The sequence below is a fragment of the Marinobacter sp. LV10R520-4 genome (genome assembly GCF_002563815.1).
Taxonomy (GTDB): domain Bacteria; phylum Pseudomonadota; class Gammaproteobacteria; order Pseudomonadales; family Oleiphilaceae; genus Marinobacter.
Map to the genome: position 1 here is coordinate 1,346,171 of NZ_PDJM01000001.1, position 12,379 is coordinate 1,358,549.

The following is a 12,379-nucleotide window of genomic DNA, read 5'->3' on the forward strand; positions in this document are numbered from 1 at the left end:
CCCAAAAACATCAAACAACCAAGAGGATCCAGCATGCGAGAGACCCGCAATGCTCAGGCCAGTATATTCGAAGAGTACTCGAATCACGAGTATGGCGTCAGGCTTCGGAAGCTGTCGGAAATTTTGGACAGGCATCCCGGGATTCTGGATCTGGTCGCGGCGGATTTGATCGACCCATCCGTATCGGCTGTGGGGCGGATCGGACTCAGTGCGGAGAGTGTTCTGCGGTGTCTTGTGTTGAGGCAGCAACTGGGTTTCAGCTTTGAACAGCTGGCCTTCCACTTGTCGGATTCGGTGACCTATCGAACGTTTACCCGATTGCCGGCGCACCTGTCACCCAGTCGGTCATGCCTACAGTCCACGATTCGCAGCATCACGCCCGAAACGCTGGAGCGGGCGCATCACGTGCTTACAAGGAGCCTGCTGGACACAGGCATTGCTTCCCTGAATAAGCTGCGCATCGACAGTACCGTGGTGGCCAGCAATATCGCCCCACCCAGTGACAGCCAGTTGTTGGATGATGCCGTTCGCGTGATCAGTCGGCTGCTGGCAAAAAGCAAGGCCGAAACCGGTCTGAAAATACGCTTTACCGACAAGCGAAAAGCATCAAAATCACTGGCATTTCGCATATTTAACGCGAAAAAAGCGACCAAGGATGAACTCTATCCCGAGTTGTTGAAGATCGTGCGACGGGTATTGAAGCAGGCGGATCGCGGGCAACAGCAGGTAACCGACAGCGCATACACTTCAGCGCCTCGGCAGCAGAAATGGCTTGGCGCTCTGGCGCACTACAGAGATCTGGCTTCGCGCGTGATTGAACAAACCGAACGTCGTGTTATTCAGGGTGAGCGGGTGCCCTCTTCGGACAAGATTGTCAGCCTGTTCGAACCCCACACAGACATTATCGTCAAGGGATTCCGCGATGTGCAATACGGCCATAAAATCAACCTGAGCACTGAAGTGAGGGGCTTTATTACTGCGTTAACCATCGAAGAGGGTAACCCCAGTGACAAAGCGCTGTTCCTGCCGGTTCTGGATTATCATCGCTCTGTCCTGGGCAAGCTGCCTCGTTCCGTGGTTGCCGATGGCGGCTACGCCAGCCAAGCGAACGTCGCGGCTGGACGCGCAATGGGCCTTAAGCACGTTGTGTTTCACAAGCCGGTGGGTGTATCGCTCACCGCCATGGGCGTGAAGTCGAAAACCTTTACCGCATTACGTCATTTCCGAGCCGGAATCGAAGGCAATATCTCAGAGTTGAAAAGGGCGTTCGGAGCCACGAAAGCGACGTGGAAAGGTCACGTGTTGGGCGCCATCTTATTGGGGCTACTGGTGTTGGTGGGAAAGTTTGGCTGGATTTGATTGCACCTAGAATGTCATCTGTCTGCGACAGTATATTAGAGTGAGGCTGAAGCCTTTTTTAATAAGGCTCCAGTTTAAGTAATAGCTGATGAGCTTAAGTGCTCCGGGTTTTTCTCAGCTAAGCTAAGGCTAATAACGTCTAACCGATTGTATTGACAGAATTTTATTTAATTTTTAGTATAGGCTCACCCAAAAGCTTCAAAGCAAGTATTTAGGAGAGCCCGTGGATACAAATATATTAGAAGTTGCAGCCCGAAGCGAATGGCGCTCGGGCCTGCAAACCCATAGTCAGATACGTGGCTTTGATCCTGTGGTGATGGACGAACCTAAAGCCCTGGGCGGCCAAGATCAAGGCCCGAACCCGTTAGAATATCTTGTGGCATCGCTTAATGGCTGCAAAGGAGTGATGATCCCGCTCGTTGCGAAAGAGTTAAATTTTGAGTTCAGCGAACTGACCTTCGACACCAAAGGGATGGTTGATCTTCGTGGACTAATGGGGCAGCCGGATGTTTCCACCCATTTCCAAAGCCTTACTTTTGCAGTGAATATCAAAACCGATGAATCCGCCGAGCGCCTGCAAATGCTGCAAGATGCAGTAGCCGAGCGTTGCCCTGTTTATAATCTCTTGCGCGATGCCAGCGTGTCGATGCACACTCAATGGACTCGTATTTAAGGCTGCGAAAAGAGCCTGACGAACATATCCTTACTACAGATAAAAACCCAGCAGATGTGGCAGTCGGCTGGGTTTTTTGTTTTATATTGAAAACCCTGCGAACCGAGGTCTGATCAGTCGGACACGCCTGATATCACCGAACTGAGCTTCGAGGAACGCCTTAGACTGCTGGTCGATCGGGAGATGACCGAACGAGATAACCGACGCCTGACCAGCCGGCTGCGCCGGGCTGGACTGCGACACACCGCCGTTCTCGAAGACCTGGATTACCGGAACTCACGGGGTCTGGATAAGGGACTGATCCAATCCCTGGCAAGCTGCCAATGGGTGAAGGAACACCTGAATGTGCTCATTACCGGCCCCACCGGCGTTGGCAAAACCTGGCTGGCCTGTGCCTTGGCGCACAAAGCCTGCCGGGAAGGCTACACCGCGCAATACGTTCGCCTGACCCGGCTGCTACGAGAACTGACCATCGCTAAAGGAGACGGTCAGTACCCCAAACTGCTAGCAAATCTCGCCAAAGTCGATGTACTGATCCTGGACGATTGGGGGCTCATGAAACTGAGTGCAGAGAACCGAAGAGACTTGCTGGAAGTGCTGGAAGACCGTTACGGCCGTCGCTCCACCATCGCCACCAGCCAACTCCCTATCGAGGAATGGCATGACGTGATCGGTGACGCCACTCTGGCGGATGCCATTCTGGATCGGCTGGTTCACAACGCCTACAAGATCAATCTCAGGGGTGAATCCATGCGAAAACGACAAGCAAAGTTGACGGGCACCACGGCTTCGGAGTAATAATGAAACCCCCGCGTCGCCACGCTCCGATGGGTGGCAGCCTTGCTCCGGTCCGGGTGGCAGGCTTCAGGTGGAATGGGTGGCAACCTTCAGCGGTTTACGCACATGTCTTTTCCGCGTTTTTTGGCGGCCTTTAAATCTCGTTTGAACTGGCCAGAATAGACAGGATTGCGCATTAGATACCCAGTTCATCGAACAAAGCATCAGCACTTTCTGCACGGTGTAAATCCTCCCCGCGCTCACTTTTAGCCAGAGTCTCAGCGGTAAGCCGATTAGGCACGCGCATTTCAAAAGGCAAGCCCTGTTCGCTGACGACTTTGGTCAGGGCAATGCGTACAAAATCAGACACGGTAAGCCCCATAGTAGCCAGTATCGTGGTGGCCTCATTTTTTAGATGTTCGTCAATTCGGTAATAGGGATCTATCCCAATACAGTGCCCACCCACCAGGCCGGGTTTAAACGGCAGGAAGTTCCACTTGATGCCGGCGGCGGCCAGTACTTCGTGGGTGTCGATGTTCATGCGCCTGAAGATCATCGCCAGTTCGTTCACCAGCGCGATGTTCACAGGGACTGCAAACCAGAGACAGATTTGAAATCTGTCTCTGGTTCAGGCTTTGCAGGTCAGGTAGTACGGATCTACCTCAGCTCCAGAAAAAGCAGCCCGCGGTAAGCGCCAATAAATCAGCACCTACATTCAGTAGACACTGAGAGCTTCAATCACCAACCTCAATCTTCAATCTTCAATCTTCAATCTTCAATCTTCAAATACGATCGGGACAGCGCTCGAAATCGCATCTCGGATAAGAAGAAGAAGATCATCATGAACAATCGGTTTCGTGGCAAAAGCGGCAAAGAGTCCTGAACTCAAAACCTCACTAACGGCCGCATCGTCGTCATAGAAATAGCCGGAGACAAGAATCAACGGCGATTGACAGGGTGTTTCGATCCGAATTCGTCGTGCCAGATCGATCCCGTCAATGTCAGGGAGCTTGGCGTCTACCAAGACGATGCAAAACTTCGAGGCCTTCAGACTCTTTATCGCCTCAACACCGGATGATGCGCTCGCGACCGTGAATCCATTGCTTTCCAAGAGGTGGTGCAGGGACCAACGCACACCGGGTTCGTCATCGATGATCAAAATAGTGTCACGCTGCGCTGGGGCCTGTCGCAATGGAGCCGGGTCTCTACTCATCGTTGAGCCCGCGCTACCTTGTCGACAGACGAATCGTGAAGGTACTTCCTTTCCCAGTCACGCTATCCACATCGATGCTGCCCTCGTGCTGGCTAATGATGGTGTGACAGATGGACAGTCCCAGCCCGGTCCCACTGCCAGCGGCTTTGGTGGTGAAGAAGGGGTCAAATATTTTGGCCCTATTAGCCTCCGCAATGCCACAACCTGTGTCGCGAACAACAATAACTGCCCATCCATCCTCATGGAGGACGGCAATCTTGAGTTCACCCCCATCAGGCATCGCGGCATAGGCGTTAAAAATCAGATTCATTAACACCTGCTGGAGCTGGCTCACGTTGCCGTTGATGAAAATGCTGACTGCAGGATAGTTCTCCGTCACGGTGACCTTTTGTAGCGCCCCCTGATTGCTAAGGAGACGTGCGGTCTCGCGTACGACGGGCACGAGGTCGATGATCTTCGTGTTGCCGACCTCCGACGGCCTGGAAAAGCGCAGAAGGTTTTCAATAATGCCGGATGCCCGCTCTATGCCGGCGAGAATCTTTTGCACGCATTCTGCGTGGAATGCGGGGTCCGGGGCACCCTCATTCAGAAATTGTGCGGCCGAATAGCTGACGGACAGAGGGTTGCGCAGTTCATGCGCGATTCCTCCGGCCATGACCCCCAGCGCGGCCAGTTTCACGTTCTGAGCTAGTTGCGCTTCGAACGCATGCCGCTCAGTCAGATCACGGCCGACTGCCACCAGAGCGCTCACTTTCCCGGATTCGTCGCGCATGTAAGAGAATGCCCACGCCACCGGAATCAGTGCCCCTGAACTAGCGACGAGACGCAACTCCCTCGGGCGTACCGATTTCCCTCGAGCCAGCTGCTGAATCATTGACTTCATATCTTCCTGATCACCGTGTTCGCACAGATCAAACATAGCGCGACCCTGCACGTCTCTGGATGAAAAGCCGGTGACTCGCTCCGCAGCGGGGTTCCAGGTGACGATGCAGCCTTCGGCATCGGCAGACACCAGGAGATCGTTGGCGTATTCGACCACATTCGCCAGACGCATTTGAACCAGATGAGCCTGCTCCACCAGGCGCACCTTTTCTGTAATATCGTCCATCAGGATCATGGCGCACTCAACCCGACCTTCGGCCTTGACGGGAACCACCGTGTAGTAGTAAATGCGGGTTGGAATTCCCGGAGCGCGATAGGTAATCTGATCTCCACGCAACAACTCGCCTTGCTCAAACACTCGCCGAACTTTGGCTTCTATTTTAGTGAATTCCAGAATGGGCGTCGGGAAGACATCGTTCATCGATGCGCCTATCGTCGAACGCTCGTTGCGGCGGCCCTTCTCGAGGAAATTTCGGTTCGCCGAAATGACCCGCAGCGACCGGTCCACCAGCAGCACTGAGGACGGGATACTCTCAAGCAGCATGTCGTAGAGTTGTTCTTGCCATTTTTCCGGTGACGATAAAATATTCGAACTCACGCGTCTAGCCATCGCTCATTCCTCCGCCTTGCATAGCCTGTATATCGATAGGGGTCTTCACTGAAGATTAGCTTTCTGCCCGCAGATCTGGGCAAAAATTATAGGGCGGCCACGGGCCTTTCAGTTCCAGTGTCAAGCCGTCCTCGCGCCCGGCTTCCTGCAACGCAGAGAGCGCCGCACGAAAGGCGGGCAGGGCCGGATCGGCCACCAGGAAACCACTGTTGAAAACCATGCATTCCGGGCGCCCGGACGCCTCGCTGGAAAGAAGCCGCAATTCAGCAGTTTCCACGGCATGGGCCTGAAGCGCATCGCTCATATTGCGGGCTTGATCGGCCACCCACACCCGTAATGCCGCATCGAGCATGACATCGATCTGTTTCTGCTGCAGATACCGAGCCCCAGGTGCTGAAGACAGTGCCGCGAACCGGGCCTGGATGGCGGGGTTCGCGGCCCTCACGCTAGATCGAGCGCGCTCCTCGTCCAGATAAGCCTTGATGCTCCATTCCGATTCTCCACGCAGCTTTTCAAGAAACGCGGCAATACGCTCCCGATGCTGGGTCAGGAGTCGGGTCAAGCTCTCCGCCGAGTCAAAGATCGTGCCGAATTTAACCGGCAGAACCGATGAGACGGCCATGATTTTTTCCACGAGCGCGGCATGACGATAGGCCCGTGGCCCCACCCATTCCATGGACTGAAGGTTCTGCTCATTAAATTCACCGGCATCGATTTCTCCGATCACGGCTACGATGCCGTCTCGTTCCAGCGTCAACAGGGGAAAGCGTTCATCAATTCCTGCACTTTCCTGTTGAGACAGTTGTTTCACCATAGCGACACAAGCCGAGCCGGCCAGACAATATAGATAGATCGAGTTCATCGATTGATACCTGTTAGGGCGGCTTCAAAATGCCGCTGCTGGAGAACCACCGCGCCCTCAATCTTGCGAGTGCTTTGCACCCGTTCCCGGACGGCATTGAGCGCCGCGTTCTGACAAATCGCAGCCAGGTCGGCGCCCGAAAGCCCCTCGGTCCGGGGAATCAGTTCTTCGATGGAAAGGCCCTTGGCCAGGCGCTTTTTGCGCGTGTGCACCTTTAAGACGGCAAGGCGTTCCCGTGCGTCTGGGGGTGGAATTACCACCTTCACGTCGAAGCGTCCTGGACGCAACAGAGCCGGATCAATCATGTCTGGGCGATTTGTTGCAGCCAGGATCAGCACACCGGTCAGCTTCTCGATCCCGTCCAGTTCCGTCAGGAATTGACCCACCACCCGGTCACTGACGGGAGACTCCGAAGAGCCGCCACCCCGTTGTGGCACCAAGGCATCAATCTCGTCAAAGAACACCAGACAGGGCGCTGCCTGCTTAGCCTTGCGGAACACCTCGCGCACCGCCGATTCCGACTCGCCGACGTATTTCGACAGTAATGCAGGCCCTTTGACGCTGATAAAATTCATCTCGGACATACTGGCCGCTGCTTGGGCGAGTAGTGTCTTGCCGCAACCTGGAGGCCCGACCAGGAGAATCCCTTTGGGCGGCTTCACATCGGCCGCTTCCAACAGCTCTCGATATTTCTGCGGCCACTCGATGGCTTCCTGTAGCAGCGTCTTTATCTCCTCCAGGCCTCCGACGTCGTCCCACGTCGTCGTTGGCACCTCGACGAACACCTCGCGCAGCGCCGAGGGCTCCACCTCACGCAGTGCGGCCAGGAAATCTTCCCTTGAAACTTCCAATTGCATCAGCGTGTCGTAGGGGATAGCAGACTGTGCGAGGTCGATGTCCGGAAGAATCCGCCGCAGGCAGGTCATGGCCGCCTCCCGGCAGAGTGCCTCGATATCAGCGCCCACGAATCCGTATGTGATACGGGCCAGATCGTTCAGGTCGCTGTCCTTCGCCAAAGGCATGCCGCGGCTGTGGATCTCCAGAATCTGCAAGCGTCCATGACGGTCCGGAACCGGCAGCACGATCTCCCGGTCAAAGCGGCCAGGACGGCGCAACGCCGGATCAAGCAGGTTTGGCAGGTTGGTGGCGGCAATGACTATCACCTTGCCCCGGCTCTTCAACCCATCCATCAGCGTCAGCAGTTGCGCGACGACCCTGCGCTCGACCTGCTTTTCTCCGCCCAGCTCCTCGCGCTTGGGCGCGATGGCCTCGATCTCGTCGATAAAAATAATGCTGGGGGCGTGACGCTCGGCCTCCTCAAACACCGATCGCAGCTTCGCTTCCGACTCACCATAGAACTTGCCAATGATTTCCGGCCCGCTGAGAGAAATAAAGTGAGCATCCGTCTCGTTGGCCACCGCACGTGCGACCAAGGTCTTGCCGGTTCCGGGTGAACCGTGCAGCAGCACTCCCTTGGGCGCTTCAATGCCCAGCTTCTCGAAAATCTGCGGGTGACGCAGCGGCAACTCGATCATCTCGCGGATCTTCTGAACGACGATGCTCAACCCGCCGATGTCTTCGTAGGAGACGGTGAGCCGCCCCGATTTTCGGTTTTCCTGCCCCACTGAGGCCACATCAACCGTCAAAAGGGTGGTCGGTGCAATCAGCACCGGCCCCTTCGGTGTCGTCTCACGGACGATAAATTCAGTGTGCCGACTGCCAAACAAAGTGGCACGGATTCGATCGCCCTGAATCACCGGAAGGCCATCCAGAAGGCTCCCGATATACTTCATATCACGCTCGCCTGGCACCACATCGGTGGGCGAAAGTACCAGCTTCTGCGCCGGCTGCGTCGCCACTTTGCGCACCGTCACGATTTCATCGAGCGCCACTCCGGCGTTGACCCTTGAGAGACCATCGAGCTGCACCTTGGCCCCGTTCCTGGACTCCTTGTACGCGGGCATCAGCTTGCAGACACTGCTGCGTTTCCCGGAAACTTCGATGATCTCGCCGATCTTGGCCCCTAGCGCCTCAATATCGGCCGGATCCATCCTGGCTAGCGCCCGACCAGCGTCTTTGCCGAGGGCTTCACTGACTTTAAGCCGCAGCGCGTCTTCGGCCGGCTTCTTCGTCTCACGGGTTTTTTTCTGCATCGAACTCTCCGGTTTTCGCCACGCGGTCATCCCCTCATTTCACAAGACGAGAGGACCAAGGGGTGCGTGCTTATTTATTGAGCCGTATTTCTACGATTCCGCCGCGGCAGGTAAAGCTCATCTTGTCCGCTGAGAAGCTGACCGGCAAGAGCATTTCCTTGCGGTATTTTTTCTCACCCCGCTCGGCTGCCAGCGTCAGGATATCGTCGTGGAGTTCCAGTCGCACATCTTCCTGCGTGACGCCCGGCACTTCAGCGACGATCAGGATATGCGTTGGCTCATCGAACAGATCGGTCATGGGCTCCCGAATTTCCCGGACTTCCACGACGCCGCTGCGCTCGTCCTTTCGAATGTTGCCAAAGGGTTCGACTTTGACTCCTTGTTCGCCCAAGCCGGTCTTGAATGAAAACCCGTACACGCCCTGCAGACGTTTGTCCGGCCCCAGATCGAACTTGCCGCTCTTGCTCGTGACGCCGCCGGTTTTGTCCGCCTCGTCAGCCAGTTTTCCAAGCTGGTCAATGAGCCCGCCAAGCCCGCCTAAAAATCCGTCTAAGCCCGACTCTTCAGGCTTCGACGCTGCCGGCCCTGCAAACAGACCCCCGAGCCGGCGCCGGATCTCTTCCAAGCGCTGTTTGCCTTCGGAAAACTGCCCTGATTTGTCCTTGTTTGCCATGTATTTCTCCTAAGTTTGTTAGCGCTTCGTCCTTGAAGCCGTTCAGCTCGGTGCGGCCGGTTGGCGGGCAAGGTCTTGCTCCAAATGGGCGATTCGCGCTCGAAGCGTATCGAGTTCCTGATTGTCATCTTGTTGCTTCGCCCCCGAATTGAGATAGGGATTGGTCATCCACCAATCAATGCCCATCTCTTGGGCCTTGTCCACGGAACAAATCAAAAGGCGGATCTGAATCGTCAGCAATTCGATATCCACCAGGTTGATCTTGATATCGCCGGCGATCACCACGCCCTTGTCCAGAATACGCTCCAGAACATCGGCAAGAGTGGACGAATCTGTGGAGTGCGTCATTGAGTTTTCGTTCTTATTCATCATGTTTGTCCTAAAGTAATTTCCCCAACGGACCGAGATCAAGGTTCAGTTCGGCATCGGTCAACCCGAAATCTTTTTTCAGCCGTTCCATTTCCTCATCTAATCTTAAAAAGGTCAGGCCCAGGCGCTCGATTTCTTCCTCCGAAAGCGTGCCACCCTCTATGCGCCGGAGCGACTGCTTTTCCAGCAATTGCCGGATCAACTCAACCAACGTCAGAACAAGTTGCCCGAGTCCTTTGCGCATATTTTCCGGATCTAGCGCTATACGCGGCGACGGCGAAGGGCTTTCGGGTTCTGTCATGCTTGTTCTTCCAGTGCCCGCTTCAGCTTCGCTTCATTAGCGGTTTCTACCGAAGTCAGCGTGAGGTTCATGCCCAGATAGATCAAATCGATATCGGCCACCGAAATAACGATTTCGCCGACCACCACCACGCCTGTGTTCAAAACCCGGTCCAGGGTTTCGCACAAAGACATGCTGTCTGAATAGTTAACAGGTTTATTCATCGTCGCAGAACTCCTTCAAATTACAACAGACGCTCATAGACAGCACGCGCCACATGCCTGGCGCCGTCCCGCTCATACGCGTCCGCCTGATCCAGCAGGCTCACGCACGCGCCCTCCGCTTGCGCCGTACCGGGGTGGTTTTCCAGCACATTCCAGTACATCTCCATCGCCTGCCGCAGATTGCCTTCACTGCGGTAGCGGTGCGCCATGCCCAACAGACGATCGAGTACCCTGCCGTTCACAGACGGATCCCCCGCGGCTTCTCCCGCGCCACCGGTTGGTGCAATCGCTGGTTTCGTCATACCCAATACGGTTTCCGTTTGCATACAATGCTCCTTTTTTCGTGATGTTCAACGAGATTTTGATCGTGTGGGCTTAGTTTAAGCCGTCATAAAGTGAGCGCCCCAGGATGCCCAGTCGCTCCCGCTCAACTGATTCTTGCCAGTATACAACGGTGAGACTTTGCTCTCGGAATGTCTCCTGATACCGCTCCAACAGAAGCAGCTCCCCGCGCCGCAGCGCGGAACAGGTCGAACATGAAGACTCCGGCGTGACCATATTCACGAACAACACCGGAGCTGAGGCCCGCAGTCGCTCACAAGCAGCCACCAGGTCCCCGGTTTCTTCATACGCCATCTCGGTGGGAATCGTCACCACCATCAGCGACGCCCGTTCCGGATCGGTCAGAACGCGCCGGAACTGTTTTACCTTCTTGGAGAGATCCACCATGGCCTGCGTAACTTTCGGCAGCCGAAACACCTGCCGATATTTAAGGAGTATGCTGAAAAAAGTCTTCAACCAGGCCTCGATCAGCTCTGGCATCTCCAGGAAGCGCAGAAGATGACCCGTTGGAGCGGTATCCAGAATAAACAGGTCATAGCGTCCCTGGTCCATCAGTTCCACGATCCTCGTGATCGCAAGCATCTCATCCAGACCCGGTGGGGCGGTGTCCATGAGGCGCTCTATCACTTCCTGATCGAATTCAACGTGGATATGAGCCTGCGCCGACAGGCGCTCAAAGACCCCCGCCACTTCATCGGCATAGAGTTGTTTTAATCGTGCGTGTTCAGCTTCTGGATCGAGCTCTATCGCGCTCAGCCCGCGGCTAATCCGCACTTCATCAGGTCCGATCTGCCGGTTCAAGCAGGTGGACAGTGAATGTGCCGGATCGATGGAAACAAGCAGAATTTCCTTGTCTTGCCACTCTTCAGCCAGCCGCAGCGCCGAAGCGCATGCCAGGGTTGTTTTCCCCACCCCGCCCTTGCCCGCAAAAAAAAGCAGCTTCATAAAGGAGGAGGGAAGGCAAGCCGGATTTTTCACCGCGGCAAAAGACTCAAGAGCAGGCGCAGGGACAGGCGCGCTCGCAGGAGCAAGCTGCTGCCATGCGTCCAGCGGCCGCAACTGCTCCCACAGGGATGTCAGTCGCTCCGTGCCCCGCGTTTCTTCAAGTACCAATGGCAATCCCCATGGCTCATGGCCGGGAAAGATTCGCTGGCTATCCGCGATCAGCGCTGTTTGTGTCGCCACCCGCGCCGAGCAGAGCGGGCATTCAGGCTGAGAATGGAGCAGCCGGTTAACCACCAGCTCGCGCACGGGAATCTGAAGCGAGGCCAGTTCCTCCAGCATCCGGCGCGTGACATGCACGCTGAGCCTCTCGGCCAGCAACACCGGCACGAAGCGGCATTGCGCTGACGACTGAAGCAATGTCCACAGGTAGCGAAGGTCGGATGCCATCTCTTCCAGATAGAGATCTACTGCATCCTTGACGTAACGTTTGCTGAAAAGATTCACCATAAACCGATGCTTGGCTAGCATCGTATCCAGGACTACCAGCCATTTGCGCATCAGTTCGGGAAGCGCGAGCAGCCGAAGCGTGTGGCCAGCCGGCGCCGTATCTACCACGATGCAAGCATAACGATCTTCCTTGACCCATGCCACGACCTCCAGTAAGGCCATCATTTCATCCAGACCCGGCATCGACAAGCCCAACAGTTGAGCGATATCGGCCTCATCAAGAAACGTGCCGCGCAGCGCGATAGTGCGTAGATGATGGTGATGCCGCGCCCGAAACCGCGCCAGACTGCCCTGCGGGTCAATTTCCCGCAGCGTCAGGTTTTGACCCAACGCGCCGCCAGCCAGACAATCACGCAGAGAATGGGCCGGGTCGGTGGACACCAGCAAGTACGAACGTGCGGGATTCTTCGCGGCCAAGTGGAGCGCAGCCGCAGCCGCACAGGTGGTTTTCCCCACCCCGCCCTTCCCGCCAAACAGCAGCAGACGCAAGCCCTCGTCTCCAAGGAAACC

11 protein-coding genes and 3 pseudogenes are annotated in these 12,379 nt (G+C 55.8%); 3 read left to right on the plus strand and 11 right to left on the minus strand.

Going from position 1 to position 12,379, the window contains the following annotated elements:
* Positions 1-33 precede the first annotated feature (33 nt).
* From ATG98_RS06340 to istB, 3 genes and pseudogenes are all read left to right on the plus strand, one after another.
* Positions 34-1,299: pseudogene (locus ATG98_RS06340) on the plus strand (ISNCY family transposase); the annotation flags it as partial.
* Between the two features lie 283 nt (positions 1,300-1,582).
* A complete protein-coding gene (locus ATG98_RS06345) occupies positions 1,583-2,032 on the plus strand; it encodes an OsmC family protein (protein WP_218925842.1) in 450 nt (149 codons plus the stop codon).
* A 108-nt stretch (positions 2,033-2,140) separates the two neighbouring features.
* Positions 2,141-2,830: pseudogene (gene istB / locus ATG98_RS06350) on the plus strand (IS21-like element helper ATPase IstB); the annotation flags it as partial.
* Between the two features lie 175 nt (positions 2,831-3,005).
* Here the strand turns inward: istB and ATG98_RS06355 are convergent.
* From ATG98_RS06355 to ATG98_RS06405, 11 genes and pseudogenes are all read right to left on the minus strand, one after another.
* A pseudogene (locus ATG98_RS06355) lies at positions 3,006-3,395 on the minus strand (type II toxin-antitoxin system RelB/DinJ family antitoxin); the annotation flags it as partial.
* Positions 3,396-3,584: 189 nt separating this feature from the next.
* Positions 3,585-4,022: a response regulator gene (locus ATG98_RS06360; protein WP_098420054.1), complete on the minus strand. Its 438-nt coding sequence runs from the start codon at positions 4,020-4,022 to the stop codon at positions 3,585-3,587.
* Positions 4,023-4,035: 13 nt separating this feature from the next.
* A complete protein-coding gene (locus ATG98_RS06365; RefSeq protein WP_098420055.1) occupies positions 4,036-5,514 on the minus strand; it encodes a PAS domain-containing sensor histidine kinase in 1,479 nt (492 codons plus the stop codon).
* A 55-nt stretch (positions 5,515-5,569) separates the two neighbouring features.
* Positions 5,570-6,376 carry a GvpL/GvpF family gas vesicle protein gene (locus tag ATG98_RS06370; protein WP_098420056.1) on the minus strand — a complete coding sequence of 269 codons (807 nt, stop codon included), beginning with the start codon at positions 6,374-6,376 and terminating at the stop codon, positions 5,570-5,572.
* Entirely contained in the window at positions 6,373-8,529 is a 2,157-nt protein-coding gene (locus ATG98_RS06375) for a CDC48 family AAA ATPase (RefSeq protein ID WP_098420057.1), read from the minus strand. Before ATG98_RS06375 ends, ATG98_RS06370 begins: the two co-directional genes overlap by 4 nt.
* 70 nt (positions 8,530-8,599) lie before the next feature.
* On the minus strand, positions 8,600-9,202 hold the full coding sequence (locus ATG98_RS06380) for an Hsp20/alpha crystallin family protein (RefSeq protein ID WP_098420058.1): 603 nt from the start codon (positions 9,200-9,202) through the stop codon (positions 8,600-8,602).
* A gap of 42 nt (positions 9,203-9,244) precedes the next feature.
* Positions 9,245-9,574: a gas vesicle protein gene (locus tag ATG98_RS06385; protein WP_228706033.1), complete on the minus strand. Its 330-nt coding sequence runs from the start codon at positions 9,572-9,574 to the stop codon at positions 9,245-9,247.
* 7 nt (positions 9,575-9,581) lie between these two features.
* Positions 9,582-9,872, minus strand: coding sequence for a gas vesicle protein K (locus ATG98_RS06390; RefSeq protein ID WP_098420061.1), 291 nt, complete (start codon positions 9,870-9,872; stop codon positions 9,582-9,584).
* Complete coding sequence (gvpJ, locus tag ATG98_RS06395; protein WP_098420062.1) at positions 9,869-10,075, minus strand: gas vesicle protein GvpJ; 207 nt, start codon at positions 10,073-10,075, stop codon at positions 9,869-9,871. The genes ATG98_RS06390 and gvpJ overlap by 4 nt, the downstream gene beginning before the upstream one ends.
* A gap of 20 nt (positions 10,076-10,095) precedes the next feature.
* Positions 10,096-10,401 (minus strand): hypothetical protein, encoded by a 306-nt coding sequence (locus ATG98_RS06400; RefSeq protein WP_098420064.1) that lies wholly within the window; start codon positions 10,399-10,401, stop codon positions 10,096-10,098.
* A 49-nt stretch (positions 10,402-10,450) separates the two neighbouring features.
* Entirely contained in the window at positions 10,451-12,358 is a 1,908-nt protein-coding gene (locus tag ATG98_RS06405; protein ID WP_179888067.1) for an ArsA family ATPase, read from the minus strand.
* Between the last annotated feature and the right edge of the window lie 21 nt (positions 12,359-12,379).